The organism is Vibrio sp. 03_296 (assembly GCF_002265885.1).
The window spans coordinates 1-14,249 of record NZ_NPKW01000061.1 but is presented as its reverse complement, the minus strand read 5'-3'; the positions used below and the strand labels follow the sequence as shown (position 1 = coordinate 14,249).

General features: G+C 48.7%; 9 protein-coding genes and 1 pseudogene. 5 read left to right on the top strand and 5 right to left on the bottom strand.

Annotated elements, in window-relative coordinates:
* Positions 1-13: 13 nt before the first annotated feature.
* The 3 genes from CIK04_RS07250 to CIK04_RS07240 all read left to right on the top strand — a co-directional run bounded on the left by CIK04_RS07250 (position 14) and on the right by CIK04_RS07240 (position 5,466).
* Complete coding sequence (locus tag CIK04_RS07250; RefSeq protein WP_097353483.1) at positions 14-1,447, top strand: PLP-dependent aminotransferase family protein; 1,434 nt, start codon at positions 14-16, stop codon at positions 1,445-1,447.
* 132 nt (positions 1,448-1,579) lie between these two features.
* The gene (locus CIK04_RS07245) at positions 1,580-3,427 is read left to right on the top strand and encodes a M3 family metallopeptidase (protein WP_097353484.1); all 1,848 of its coding nucleotides are present in this window, start codon (positions 1,580-1,582) and stop codon (positions 3,425-3,427) included.
* 302 nt (positions 3,428-3,729) lie between these two features.
* Positions 3,730-5,466: a hypothetical protein gene (locus CIK04_RS07240; RefSeq protein ID WP_232708693.1), complete on the top strand. Its 1,737-nt coding sequence runs from the start codon at positions 3,730-3,732 to the stop codon at positions 5,464-5,466.
* A 313-nt stretch (positions 5,467-5,779) separates the two neighbouring features.
* On the opposite strand, the gene CIK04_RS07235 is transcribed toward CIK04_RS07240, so the two are convergent.
* The 3 genes from CIK04_RS07235 to CIK04_RS07225 form a co-directional block, all read right to left on the bottom strand.
* The gene (locus CIK04_RS07235; RefSeq protein WP_011082275.1) at positions 5,780-5,989 is read right to left on the bottom strand and encodes a hypothetical protein; all 210 of its coding nucleotides are present in this window, start codon (positions 5,987-5,989) and stop codon (positions 5,780-5,782) included.
* Between the two features lie 205 nt (positions 5,990-6,194).
* Positions 6,195-9,863 (bottom strand): hypothetical protein, encoded by a 3,669-nt coding sequence (locus CIK04_RS07230; RefSeq protein ID WP_097353486.1) that lies wholly within the window; start codon positions 9,861-9,863, stop codon positions 6,195-6,197.
* A gap of 177 nt (positions 9,864-10,040) precedes the next feature.
* Entirely contained in the window at positions 10,041-10,796 is a 756-nt protein-coding gene (locus tag CIK04_RS07225; protein ID WP_017421856.1) for a helix-turn-helix transcriptional regulator, read from the bottom strand.
* 214 nt (positions 10,797-11,010) lie between these two features.
* Here CIK04_RS07225 and CIK04_RS07220 point away from each other — a divergent pair, with 214 nt between their 5' ends.
* Entirely contained in the window at positions 11,011-11,877 is an 867-nt protein-coding gene (locus CIK04_RS07220; RefSeq protein WP_017421855.1) for a TauD/TfdA family dioxygenase, read from the top strand.
* 25 nt (positions 11,878-11,902) lie between these two features.
* Here the strand turns inward: CIK04_RS07220 and rlmC are convergent, their stop codons facing one another.
* Positions 11,903-13,033, bottom strand: a complete 1,131-nt coding sequence (gene rlmC, locus CIK04_RS07215; RefSeq protein ID WP_097353487.1) for a 23S rRNA (uracil(747)-C(5))-methyltransferase RlmC — start codon at positions 13,031-13,033, stop codon at positions 11,903-11,905.
* A gap of 161 nt (positions 13,034-13,194) precedes the next feature.
* Between rlmC and nfsA the strand changes: the two genes are divergently transcribed.
* Positions 13,195-13,917 (top strand): oxygen-insensitive NADPH nitroreductase, encoded by a 723-nt coding sequence (gene nfsA / locus CIK04_RS07210; protein WP_097353488.1) that lies wholly within the window; start codon positions 13,195-13,197, stop codon positions 13,915-13,917.
* A gap of 135 nt (positions 13,918-14,052) precedes the next feature.
* On the opposite strand, the pseudogene CIK04_RS07205 reads toward nfsA, so the two are convergent.
* Positions 14,053-14,249 (bottom strand): annotated as a pseudogene (locus tag CIK04_RS07205) (IS5/IS1182 family transposase); the annotation flags it as partial.

Here is a 14,249-nt window from a genome sequence, read left to right as displayed (position 1 = left end):
TTGAAGGGAATTTATGGGTACAGATGAGCGTGATATCACACACAACAAGTACTTAGTGGTCGAGCAATATGTGCGGTCAGCCATCCAATCTGGCCTGTTCCAACACGATGAAAGACTGCCTTCGATTCGTCGTCTCCAACAGGAGCTGTCAGTCAGTAAAAACACCGTGATTCGTGCCTATCAAGAGCTGGAAGCGCAAGGTTGGGTCTATTCTGTTGAACGCTCGGGTTATCGTGTGAAACCCGCTTCGATCTCTCCTGAGCGCACTCATACCAAACCCACCAAAGTCGATCTGCTTTCTGTCTGTAAAGAATTTCTCACCTATCCGCACGAAAAAGAGCAACTGCCAACGGGGTCTGCGCACCCCAACATCGATGCCCCTGCCATCAAAAGTTTGTATGCGGAAATTGGTCGCCATAGCCGACGACAAAGTCAGCTTCCTAGCCACTACCAGTTGCCACCGGGCGATACCCTTTTAGTAAAACAGCTGGCCAAAATCACCGCCGATCTTGGTGTCCCTGTCCAACTTTCCGAGATCATCACAACCCACGGCGCGCAACAAGCCATCAGTCTGGCACTGCGAGCCACGACGGTGACTGGTGATATAGTCGCTGTTGAATCCCCTTGTTATTTTGGCAACCTCCTTCTACTCGAATCCCTAGGGTTGAATGTGTTGGAGATCCCCAGTTGTCCTAAAACGGGGATGGAAATTGACGCACTCGCCAAAGCAATGGAAGAGTGGCCGATCAAAGCGATTTTAGTCACACCAAATTTTACCAACCCCACCGGCGCCACCATGACGCTGGAAAAACGTCTGGCCCTTTTACAAATCAGCCATGATGTGCCGATCATTGAAGACGACGTATTTGGCGCATTGAGTTTTGAAGAGCCCTTGCCGACCCTAAAATCACTCGACAAAGCCGATCGCGTCATTTACGTCAACTCGCTCTCCAAAACTTTAGATTCGCGTTTGCGCATTGGCTGGCTGTTAGCCGGTCGCTACCAGGCTCAGATTGAAAAGCTTTTGCTGTGTGACAATATGGGCAGTTTGAACCTGATGCAAAGTGCGATCGCGTCGTTTCTCACCACGGGCAAATACCGAGCTCACACCGCCAGAATGCGTCGACAATACCAGTGTCAAAGTAAGCGCTTCCACGCCATGCTTAGCAAGGCATTAAATCAGATTCCCACGCTGGAAAATCGCTATCAATTGCATCTCAATCAAGGGTCGTTTTTGCTGTGGTTAATCCTGCCTGAAGGGGTGGATAGCCATGCGTTGTATCTCGATTGTCGCAAAGAAAAAATTAGCCTACTACCGGGGACGGTATTTGGCACACACAACCAATATCAACATTGCGTGCGTTTTTGTGTGGCGAACTTTACTAGTGATAACGATTGGCAGCCCGCCATCAATACCTTAGTTTGTCTTATCGCTCGTCATCTTTGAGATTCCCCTGTAAACGCTAAGTACATTTCCCTTTACGACACTGCCGTTAACCGTACGAAAGGGAGATTCGTCATTCACAATTCATCATGACATAATGCCCCATTCTTCAGGCAACCATTTTAAAGGACAAAAATGACTGCAACTGCCTATCTTAATGAGCTAAACCAACAATATCTGACGATTCATCGCACCAAAGAAGATTTCTTCTGGGAAACCTACATGGGGATCAGCGACGATCATCAAGGCTCAACCAAAGCACAGACCGAGTGGACCAACTTCCTTTCTCAAGCTTCAAAAATTAACGAAATTAGACAACAACTTGAAGCCGCAGAAACCATCGCAGACTCAAGCGAGAAAGCGCAGACGATTCAAGGACTCAATGGCTGGTTAGCCATGTTCCAATCGCACGCAATTGAATCCCCCGAAGCGGGCGAGCTTAAGAATGATCTGATTCAGTTTGAAGCAGAGATTTTTGAGAAGAAGCAAAAGCACGTGCTTACTTACGTGAACGAGAAGGGTGAAACGGTGGAAGGCAGCTTGCCGATCCTGAGCTCGGCAATCCGCGCCAACAATCAGGAATCCGTTCGCCAATCTGCGCATCAAGCGTTATTGGATCTCGAACAGTGGCTACTGCAAAACGGCTTCCTTGAGCTGGTGAAAAAGCGTAACGCTTTCGCCCGCACCATGGGCTACGCCAACTTCTTCGATTATTCTGTGGTGAAAACCGAGCACATGACCAGTGACGAACTGTTTGTGATTTTGGATGATTTCGAACAGCGCACTCGCCAAAGCCATCAAAATAGCCTGGATGCATTGGCGCAAGAGAAAGGCAAGGACGCCTTAAAAGGGCATAACTTCGTTTACTCTTTCTCTGGCGATGTCATGCGTGACTTGGACCCATATGTGCCGTTTTCTAAATCGCTACGCCGTTGGGTAGAATCGTTTGGTCGCCTCAATATTGATTACTCCGGAGCGGAGCTCACGCTCGATCTGTTGGATCGCAAAGGCAAATACCCGAACGGTTTCTGTCATGGCCCTATCCCTTCTTTCTATGACCAAGGAGTGTGGATTGCCGCTAAAGTGAATTTCACTTCCAATGCCAAACCAGACCAAGTCGGTTGTGGCTACGATGGCATGAATACCTTGTTCCACGAAGGAGGCCACGCCGCTCACTTTGCTAATGTGAAACTCAATGCGCCTTGTTTCTCGCAAGAATTTGCGCCAACCTCCATGGCTTACGCTGAAACACAATCGATGTTCTGCGATAGCCTACTTGACGACGCAGATTGGTTGAAGCGCTACGCATTGGATGACGCTGGCAACCCAGTACCAGACTCGATCATTCAAGCGATGGTCAATAACCGTCAGCCCTTCAAGGCTTATGCAGAACGCAGTATTCTCGTAGTGCCGTACTTTGAGCGTGCGCTTTATCAAATGAGTGACGAGCAACTCATGGCAGAAAGCGTGACCCAGTTGGCCCGCGATACCGAAATGCGCATTCTAGGTTTGGCGTGCAGCCCACGCCCTCTGATGGCCATTCCACATCTGTTGTCTGATGAAGCCTCTTGCGCCTACCAAGGTTACTTGCTGGCTCACATGGCGGTGTACCAAACTCGTGCCTACTTCACCGAGAAGTTTGGTTACCTATGTGATAACCCAGAAATTGGCCCTCTGTTGGCAGAGCATTACTGGCATGCAGGCAACAGTGTGTCTCATTCTGAGTCGATTAAGCGCCTGACAGGTGAAGGGTTCAATGCGAAATACCTCGCCGACGCCTGTAACCAAACTGCACAGCAGGCGTGGGAAAAAGAGCAGCAGAAAATCGCCGCCCTTGCCGAACGAGAGGTTCACACTCCTGCTAGCCTTAACGCAACCATCACCATCGTCGATGGCAGTAAGGTGTTGGCTTCGAACGCCATTTCTGACGCCGATATGTGCGATCAATTTGAAGCGTACATCGTCAAAACCTATGGTCGATAACTGATCGATATCCAGAGCCAGCAACGTGCTGGCTCTGCTTTTTCCCCTAGCTCTCTCTTCCTCCAGCTTCTTCTTCTCCTCGACGCCATCGCTGAATGTCTGACCGATTCCAAAAGCAGAGACACAACACTCATCTCAATAAATAACGCATTGAATAACAAGCCAACTTATATATGATGAGGCTACAAAACCAATTGCATATATGGCATAGCGTTTTGTTTTATTATCAATGATCAAAACTCTCCCACTCGTCTGCATAGAGCGAGAGATGAGAGAGTCAATAACAGACAACGGAGTTGGTCGTGAATAAAATTATCCTCGCTTCTGCAATTGCAGCGGCTGCCGCTAGTGGCGCGTATTTCTATAAAGTAGGACTCAATACTCAAGCAGGCGATGACTTCTTGGCTTATGTACCCGCGGATACCCCGCTGATCTCTTTGCAGACCAACGCCATTAATCATTACGAGTACTTAACCTCTATGGGTTATCAGAATGAAAGCTTCGCCGATGCGTTCGATCTGAAAGAGCTCACCCCAGAGCAAGCCTTTCTTCTCGCCTACTTTGATGGCTACCTTAACAGCGCCAGCAATGAACAAAGCCTCAAGAATTACCTTGGTACGGGCGACAACGTGAAACCACTGCTCTACACCTTAGGCATGGTACCGGTCTACAAGTTCGAGATTGAAAACCCAACGGCTTTCTGGGCCACCATCGATAAAAAGGAAAAAGAGACAGGTGCGACGCATGAAGTCGGTAAACTTGGCCAAGCTGATTACCGCCGCTATGTTCTCGCGGCAGAGCCAAGCGCAGAACAAAACCTTGGTTTTGTAATCGCCCTGGAAGGCAAGGTGGTCACCTTCACGCTCGATGTCCCGATGTTTGGCGCTGAGAACACATTGAAAATGGCACTTGGGGCAGAAAAACCTCAACACTCGTTTGCAGATAGCGGCAAGTTAGCCGCACTTCAAACTAAATATGGTCAAAATTACCAATTTTACGCCTACCTTGATAACCAAGAAGTGATCAAAGGGATCACGCTCAAAGGCAGCAACCAGTTGGCTCGTCAAATTGATGTGCTGCAACAGCTCTCTCCAGAAGATCAAATTGACGTGCTGCGTCAGCCGACTTGTCATTCTGAACTGACGACCATCGCCAACAATTGGCCTCGTATTGTGTCTATCGCGAGTTACCAATCCAAAGACAAACAACTGGTTATGGATGGCAGTATTGTCGTCGAGAGTAACAACCAAGTTCTCATCAATGCACTCAAAACCGTACGCGGCTTTATTCCTAGTGATGAAATTAACCGTGACAGCATCTTTGGTATGAGTTTTGGCCTCGATGTTGCCAAATTAGCGCCAGCGATCAGCAATATTTGGAACGATTTGACGCAACCAAGTTACTCTTGTGAACTCCTCGCAGACGTCCAACGAGAGATTCGAGGTGAGAACCCTGCTGCGGCCGTGAGCATGGGTGCTGGCATGGTAAATGGCGTAAAAGGCATTCAGTTTAGCCTGAATGATATTACGATGAACTTACAAGGCCAGTACGGGCCTGAATTTGAAAAACTGGATTTCCTATTCAGCCTCTCTTCGGATGATCCATCACTGCTAGTGCAAACGGCAAAAATGTTTGTTCCACAATTAGCAGAAGTGAACATTGAACCCAATGGCCAAGCCGTGGATCTCAGTGCGCTGGTTGAAGCGCAAACGGGGATGAAAACGCCACTCTTTGCGCGCATGAACGATAAACACCTCACGCTCTATGCGGGTGAAAAAGCCGCAGCGGGGTCAGAAGTCGTGCTCAAGCAGCCGTTAGAAGCAGGGGGTTTGTGGCAAGCCTATATGAACACTTCACGCGTCCTTGAATTCGCAACAATGGCGGCTGAACTCAGTGGCGAGCCAATTCCAGAAGAAGTTAGTGAAGCATTAACGGTGGATGCCACACTCAATTTTGTTTTTGACGCGAACGATAAAGGCCTAGAAATGCGTTACGACTACCGCATTGATAAGTCATCCATGAATGTTGCCAATCAATAATCACTGTCGCGATTGTGCGTTTATCCAAAGGGGCCATTGGTCCCTTTTCTATTCCCGGCAATTTCTATTTGCTAACAGTTGGTATACCCAAACAACTTGGCGTTGCAACCAGCACCGCTTCAGCTTCAAGTAGCAAAGGGATAGAACCCCCTCCACTGGCGCTCCCCCTAACTTGGGATGGTTTCATTCCGCACATCACGGAGTAAGACAAACGCGCTGGGTCCAGTGCATTTTTCTGGCATACCAGCACAAACAAAACGGCCACCAAATGAAACAATATTCGTTGGTGGCCGTTTACCCATTTGGTTTGGGTTTACTTCATTGGCGTACCGTCAGCAGGGTTGATAAACGCCGTCTGATCGGGATCGTCAGAATGATAGAGAGAGGCTTGTCGGTTGTGAATGAGTTGAGCTGCTAACGAAGGGCTTACTGCTCTGTGCTCACCTTTTTCCACTCTGAATTCGCCATCCCAAAAGTTATCCCTGAAGCGTCCTGACTCGAGGAACTCAACAACAACCTTCATCGCTTTCTCCTTTCTACCGCACTGGGTTAATTATAGATATGTCAATATAAGAAGTGATAATGCGAAGGTGTTATAAGCAAAGGAGGTATTACAACCAAAATCCAGTTTTCATGGCGCGATGTATTGAGCCAGAGAGACAATCAAAAATGGGCTGAAGAAACAGCCCATTCGACGCTCTTAGTGATTATCGTCTAAACACAAAGAGTTAGCGGAAACCATCAAAACGATAAACTTGATCGAGGATTTCGCCTTCTCCCGCGTTCACATCGCTCCACTCCGTACTGTGCCAAAAGCTTTTTAAGGACAGATCGGTGGCGTCTGAATTGATCAGTTCGCTGATTTCGTAGGAACCGACATAATCAGCGTGTATGACGTCAATCCTCAACTGACCATTTTCTATCGCCCAGTTAAACGGAAACTCTCCATCTTCAGCATCGACAAACGCCCCAGTGCCCTGCGGATTAAAGTAAAGCCATTCGTCGGCGGTAAACACACGTTGCTGATCGATGTACTCGTAATAGCCCACCGCCCAATAAGCGCTTTTGCCGCTATCGGTGCCAGCCATGAGTTCGGCAGTCAGTACGCTTCCGTCCCCCATTTGTGATTTACATTGCGCCACTGCGGCTTGATAAGCTTCAAAGCTTTCGTAGTAAACGGGTTTATCATTGGGCTCATCCCAAGGGGTATTGCCCGTATCACAGCTCACCGCGGGATCGAGCTGTGGCGCATATTTCATGTAGTCGACAGCGACGATTTCGGAAAGTCTCTCACTTTCTTCTTCCGTAACCACTTTGTTCCATTGGAAGTACCCTTTGAGGTAGTAGCCCGTGTTATGCTCGCCAGTGAGAGCAAACATATCCACATCGTCAGCCATTGGGAACTGAATAATCACGATCCCTTTGTCATTGATTGTCCAGGTGAGATCCTTGAGATAATTGCCGTTTTCAAGCATTACCCCAGCACCCTCTTCAAAAAACAGGTAACTTTCGCGCACGCGGTCTTCGGCATCATAGTAGTGCCATTGCATTGTCACCAACTGCTCTGGGGTCAGCGGTAGGTACAAACACGTCTCTAAGGCTTGATAGAAATCCGCTTCAGTCGGTGAACCAGCTGGGCGATTATTTTGTTCATCCCAACCCGTGTCACCATATGTGCAGAGTGATTGCTGCGCTTGCAGCACTTTCAAACGCTGCTGCGCTTTTTCACGGCTGGCAAAGTACTCATCGCCTCGTTCAGTCATAAACGAAATGCCGCTACTGTCCGCTTGTGCATTCTGCATAAAGATCGCTCGAGGAATGATCTCCTGCCACTGTTGTGGCTGTTCAACTTTGCCTTTCAGTAAATAAATACCGTTCACCACATCGAACACATCAAACGCATTGGCCAATCCACCTGGAGTAAAGGTGATCGCTTGCATGACATAACCCGATGCGTCATAGAAAGGATCATCGGTGACCAAATACCACACGCGCGGATCACCATTGTCGTGGTAACGGAATGATGGTGTAAACGCAGGTTTGGCATAGAGATTCAAATTCGGAATCATCTCTGACGTAATTTGGTCAACCGGCACGCCTTGCTCTAGCAAGCTATCCACTTCAGCGTTCAAGTCGATATTGCGATCAAACCACTGGGTATAGCTGTAACCCATCCAGATGTCGTCATACAAATTGAACACCGTGTATTGATGACCAAATACATTCGCGGACGCCGTAAAATCGTACCCTTCCAGTGCAATATGATGCCAAGTTTCGTAAGCGCGTTTCTCCGTGGCAGATATTGTGCGCTCATGAAGTGAGAACTCACTGAATTTCTCACCATCTGGCTTCTCTGACGACGTGCGTTTTATGGCATCCGAATCGGCAAGCAAGTAGCGCGAGCCAGATACTTTCGTACTGCTGTCTGCCAACAACTCAGTGGTTCTTTCCACCCAATACGCGGTGCGATTTTCCCATTTTTGGTTGTTGTAGTTATAGTCAGCATACTCTTCGTAGCTGTTGTCTGTCGGGCTCGACCAAATAGGCTGATGCTCCGTTAAGCGATAGGTGTTTTCGCTGTCAGCAACGAAAAGGCGGTATTGGTTTGTCGAGCCATTAGCTTGCCAATCCCGGTGTTCTTCCAGCCAAACAGGGATCTGTTCGCGACGTTTTTCTACGCCACGGTAGGCATAATCTTTCACGTGAGTCGCGTCATCATCGATCTTGAAGCCATTGACGACAAATTGATCCAACTGCGTCGTCACACTAGCCAGTTCACCATCCGTTCCCTGAGTGACGGTCACATATTGAATGGTGTCGATACCCAGTAACGTTTGTGGATGTTGTCGGCTGGTAAAATTCACGCCATCGAACGTGCGTCCTCCGCCATTGTCAGCCCCTTCCAAAGCGGCATCCGCTTCATCAATGTATTTCCAATACTGCTCACCCTGTGCGGTTTTCTTCCCGATCTCCAAAGATTGGCCAACAAACAAAATCTCGCCGTCTAAGTTGAAATCATATCGCCATTCGCTAATGCGGCTAAAGCTGCCATCTTTTTGCGTCTGTTCAATACTATGTTCTTCGCCCAGTAAATCCCCCTCTACGGTACGGAAAGTCCGTTCAACTTCCGTGGTGACCAAGCCACTGTTAAAGGTTTCGACGCTTGTGTAATAGGTCACGTCAAGCACTCTGGCTTCTTTACCGAGGTGGGTCACCGTTGGCCAACGATAGCTTAGCTCTGTACTTTGGTCTTGGGTTGATTTGTCCACATTGTCGGGATAGGCATCCACGAGGCTATCCACACCATCGTTATCGTGGTCGCCCGCTTGCGTGTTGTCGTTCGGGAACTCATCCACCACACTGTCATAACCATCTTGGTCATGATCCCCCGCCAATTTCGGATCGGTTGGATATTGATCCACCAAGCTATCAAAGCCATCCTTGTCTGGGTCACCCGCTTGCGTGTTGTCGTTCGGGAAGAGGTCATCGACATCCTTCACCCCATCGTTGTCATCGTCAGGGTCGGCGTTATCCCCCAGCTCATCACCGTCAAAATTACGATATTCCGTTGCATCGTCAGGATAAGCATCCAGTGAATCTGGAACACCGTCTCCATCATCGTCCATGTTGCCGTCGTTGTCGGCATCATAATTAAACTCAGGCTTCTTATCGGCCAGATCTTCTGCAGACGTATCTTCGATGGTCTGTTTAATGTCCTTATTAACCTGTTCCGCTGTATGCGCCATTTTTTGGCTAGCATCTGGGTCATCCATCGTGGTTTGATATTGTTCTGGAGTTTCAGCTAGCACGACGCCTGCTGTCACCAAACTACGCGCCGCAAATGCCGCTTGTTGATGCTCTTCATCCAAGAAGTCACCCAAAACTTGTTCATCCGTTAAACCTAGCTGCTCGGCAATGCGCTCAACCGATTGTTGCTGCTGAGCGGCGACGATTATGGGGTCAGTTTCGCCTTGCAGGCGATTCACCATATCAACATGAACAAGGGTAGAAAGTGGCGTGATGGCCGCTTCACCAGCGGGGGCAGACATGGTGTATCCCGCGGTGATGGGATCGACATTTCCGCCTTCCGTATCGATGGTTTCACCGGCTATCGCTTGCACGATAACGGCAAAGCTTTGGTAGTTAGCAACGTTGCTGACGTCCAATTGCGCGACGCCCTGCTGATTTGAGTAGGCGATGGGCTCACCGTCATCGTGAACCCAGTTAGGGGTGGTGTCCAACCACACCTTAGCATTGTGAAGATAGCCATCAATGGCTGTGACACTATAGGTATTAGGCACCGTAGGTGTGCTGCTGTCTGATGAGTCACTACCACATCCAACCAAACTGACCATCCCCGCCACGCTTAGTGCAATGACGATTTTATTGGCTCTCATGATTCCCTCCGAATTCCTTTTTATTTTCTTCTCACATCGCAATGTTGCGCGGTTACGCAACGGTTATATGCAGCTTAAAAAGGGAACTCAGTCACTTCATCACCCATGTGGGTGACGCAGCACGAACAATTGAGCGGGGCTTGATTTACATCAATAGAATTAATAACAATGGATCATTCATACAACCAAAGAATAAGATCCGATACGGTAATAGCGCGAGATCAGTTGATTTTGATGACGGCACCCTGTCTTGTGCAAAATCCGTTTAATCTGAGTACGAACCGTCTCTTTCGAGACAGAGCGATAGTGGGCAATTTCACTGCCATCCATCCCTTGCACCAGAAGTTCCAGCACTTCCAATTCGGCATCCGTCAGTACATCACCGTTATGCACGATCGAACGAATAGGGCTGAGCTGAGCAAGTCGTTTTACCATGCTTTGCTGGGCGACCCAACAGTTGCCCCATGAGATCAAAAACTGCCACAACCTCTTGAGATGATCACGCTGCTTAGGCGGTAATGCGCTGAAGCCATGACAACTCAACATCAAGTAGTGGTGCTCAACCAGTCTAAACAAACCGCAATAGGAATGATGAAGTTTCATGGTTGGGATCAGCACTTCACGAAAGACGGGGTTGCGGATCTGTTTCACTGGCAGCATCTCTTGCATGTAAAGATACTGGCCAATCAATCCCTTACGCAGGTAATACTGTAAGAATGAATCGTGATGCTGATTTTGCTGATAAATGTCCAACTGTTGGCTCGAAAATCCGAAATCAAACTGCAACCGTGGCACCTGATAAGGGTCCAAAATCATGAACACCACATTCTCGATACCCGCCTGAGCCAGTTCGCGCAAGACGATCTCTTCAAGCTCAATGGGTGAAATATTCACGTGATTAAAATCGAGTAAGGTCGAAAAATCTGATTTCATCATTTGCCCCGTTCGGTTGCTGTTTGTCCGGCCATACTGCAAGTGAACGCCTTGATAGTTTCACCTCAAATATTAGTTGAACAAATACTCAACCAAAGTACTAGAAACCGAACCAATGATCTGACGCACGTTTGTCGCGATATTGACTGCCAAAAATGAGGACTATGAATGAAAATGGAGCCAAAGACGGTCTGATGTTCACTCCCTAAAGCCAGTGAACAAAATTGAGCGAGAAGCCATGAAAATAACCCCTGTAGCGGCATCGTTTGGCGCCTTAGTCGAAGACGTTCAGCTCGGTGCCATCAACGAGCGACAATTTGAGGCGTTGTACCAAGCGTTCTTACATTACAAAGTGCTGTTCTTTCGCGATCAGTTGCTGACAGCAGAGCAGCATTTGGCAATCGGGCAATGCTTTGGTGAGCTGGAACCGATCCACCCTTTCTTTCCTCATTTGGCAGACGCCCCACAAGTGGTGGTGATTGAAACCCGAGAAGGGTTGCCACCTGGAGAGAGCTACTGGCACACCGATCTCACTTGGAAAGCCCGCCCCTCAAAATGCGCTCTGCTTCATGCCCAGCACTGCCCAGCTTCTGGAGGCGATACGATTTGGACCGACATGGAAGCGGTTTGGCAATCGCTTGATGATTCATTAAAGCAGCAGTTGAGACCGCTGTTGGCCACCCATGCTTTACACGCTTTTGAAAATAGCCGTTATGACCACAAGGATGAAGATGGGGAAAGCTACGTGGTGAAGAAATCGCGCGAGTTTCCAGCGGTACATCACCCTGTGGTAGCGCAGCATCCGGAAACTGGACGAGAGACACTGTATATTAATGAACAATTTACCCGTTGTATTGACGGGTTGGAGGAAGCGCAAAGCCAAGCGCTGCTAGAAACGCTTTTTGCCACAGCTCGAGAAGAGAAATTTCAAGTCCGCTTTCAATGGCAAGCAAACTCTTTGGCCATTTGGGATAACCGCGCGACCCAACACTTTGCTGTGACCGATTATGGCGATCAGCCACGTCGCTTGCACCGCGTCACCATTACTGGCGATGCACCACAAGCAACGCAACTTAAGTAAGCTGAATTCAGTTAAGGCTAAGCGCTTATTGGCGCCCCAACAGCATCATCACTTCAGCGTGATCAGTATGCGGGAACATATCAAACCACTGAGCACGCTCGACTCGGTAGCTAGGCAGATGCGCTAGGTCTTGCTGCATCGTCACTGGGTTACAACTGGAGTAAATCAAATATTGTGGTGCCAGTTGCTCCAACTGTGCAGTCAGCGCTTGGCCCAAGCCGCGGCGTGGAGGGTTAACCAAAATAAGATCCGCGGCTTGCGTTTGTGCCTGAGAATACGCCGCCGAATCCAACGCAGAGAAACTCAAATTATCAATGCCGAGTTGTTGAGCCGAAAGCTTCGCGCTGTTGATCGCTTCTTCTTCAATTTCAATGCCAATCACTTGCTCTGCGTGCGGTGCGCAGTGAAGCGCAAATCCACCAACGCCGCAGAAGAGATCCCACATTTGGCGTGGTTTGAGCTCGGCTACCCAATCGCGCGCAGTGGCGTAAAGCTGGGCCGCCACATGCGGATTGGTTTGGAAAAAGCTTTTTGGTCTCACCACCATCGGCACACCGTTAAATTCTTCCAACAAATATTGCGCATCAGTGAGAAAGATCTCTTGCTCCCCTTCCAAGCGAGCCATGTGGATCGGCTGAATGTTCGCGCTGATGACACGAATGGCAGGAAACGCCTGTTGCAACCTCGGCAAGTTGTGGCGAATGCGTTCAAGTGCTACCTCAGTTCTCACCACAAAACGCAGCATAAACTCGCCACGAGCCTGACTACGAGTCAGCAAAACAAACTTAAGCTCACCTTTTCTCTTCACTTTGTTGTAAGGTGGAATGCCTGATGTACGTATCCATTCTTGCAGATAGGCAAGCAGCGCTTGGCTATCTTGGGTATAGAGCGGGCAATGGACTAAGGAGATGGGCGTGCCGTCTTGGACACTTTCGATCCCCAACGTAGGTTGATGCGCGGCACCAAGCGCGACCATTTTCGCTTTGTTACGGCAATGCATTGAGTCACTTTGAACCGGAGCCAACCACGCACTTTGTGCAACATCAGAAAACAAGGTATGTAACGCATTGTCTTTCATTTCAAGCTGTTGAAAGTAAGGAGTATTCATATGTGTGCAAGAAGTGCAGCTCTTTTGCTCAAAATAAGGACAGGACATGGCAATCGCAACAAAAAAAGAAAACGGCAGTCTATTCCTCTGCCAGCAATTGACCATTCCAATTATTTGTCATTACGATTAATAGGGCTAATAACAAGAGATTCGACATTTTTCATCATAGCAGATAAAGTTTGTGCACATTTTCTGCTAAGGATTGAGCTATGAACGCTGTTATTGACACTCTGCTTTCCCACCGTTCTATTCGCAAATTTACCGACCAAGCGATAACGCCAGAGCAACTCGACACCATCATTCGAGCAGGGCTAGCCGCTTCTTCTTCCAGTTTGCTACAAGTGGTCTCAATCATTCGCATTACCGAACCAGCCAAACGTCAGCAGCTTGCCGAGCTCGCGGGGCCACAACACTATGTCGAAACGGCTGCCGAATTCCTCGTGTTTTGCATTGATTATCAACGCCACGCCACCCTCAACTCAGAAGTACAAGCGGGCTTTACCGAGCTGACATTGATCGGCGCGGTGGATGCCGGCATCATGGCGCAAAACTGCTTATTGGCCGCAGAGTCGATGGGGTTAGGTGGCGTTTACATCGGTGGGCTGAGAAACAAAGCCGCCGAGGTGGATGCCCTTCTCGAACTGCCTCCATTCAGTGCCGTCTTGTTTGGTATGTGCTTAGGCCATCCTGACCAAGACCCTGAACTCAAACCACGGCTGCCCGCGGAGGTGATTCTCCACGAGAACCACTATCAGCCGCTCGATCTCAGTAAAGTAGAGCAATACGATCAAACCATGCTCGACTACTATGGCAAGCGTTCATCAAACCAAAAACAAGCCAGCTGGTCTGAACAAGTCACAGGTAAGCTGGCGGGGGAATCTCGCCCTCATATCTTGCCTTATCTACACAGCAAAGGCTTGGCGACAAAGTAACACTTCTCCGCAGCGACATACCTTAACGACGAAAAGGCAGAACCCAAGTTCTGCCTCAGATTGATGACGAACCCCGCTTTTTAAGTGGGGTTCTTTTTTGGAAGCGACCGTAGGTCGCGATCGTGATTTTTTTTGTTATATCGTGCGCAGAAGTTTCCATTCATTACACGGGTATACAGAAGCAAGTATCTGCCTTATTTCTGCCATATTTAAGCCCATTTTTCGTAGATAGTTCACCACCAACGCTATCTTCTTGATGTTTTGGGCTGCCGCTGCCAACCAACATTGCATTTGCACATTGGCTAGACCTCGGAAGCGAGCATAACGATGAY

Coding starts and splice junctions, on each gene's coding strand:
- CIK04_RS07250 (WP_097353483.1), top strand. CDS start 14: ATGGGTACAGATGAGCGTGATATCACACACAACAAGTACTTAGTGGTC.
- CIK04_RS07245 (WP_097353484.1), top strand. CDS start 1,580: ATGACTGCAACTGCCTATCTTAATGAGCTAAACCAACAATATCTGACG.
- CIK04_RS07235 (WP_011082275.1), bottom strand. CDS start 5,989: ATGAAGGTTGTTGTTGAGTTCCTCGAGTCAGGACGCTTCAGGGATAAC.
- CIK04_RS07230 (WP_097353486.1), bottom strand. CDS start 9,863: ATGAGAGCCAATAAAATCGTCATTGCACTAAGCGTGGCGGGGATGGTC.
- CIK04_RS07225 (WP_017421856.1), bottom strand. CDS start 10,796: ATGAAATCAGATTTTTCGACCTTACTCGATTTTAATCACGTGAATATT.
- rlmC (WP_097353487.1), bottom strand. CDS start 13,033: ATGTCCTGTCCTTATTTTGAGCAAAAGAGCTGCACTTCTTGCACACAT.
- nfsA (WP_097353488.1), top strand. CDS start 13,195: ATGAACGCTGTTATTGACACTCTGCTTTCCCACCGTTCTATTCGCAAA.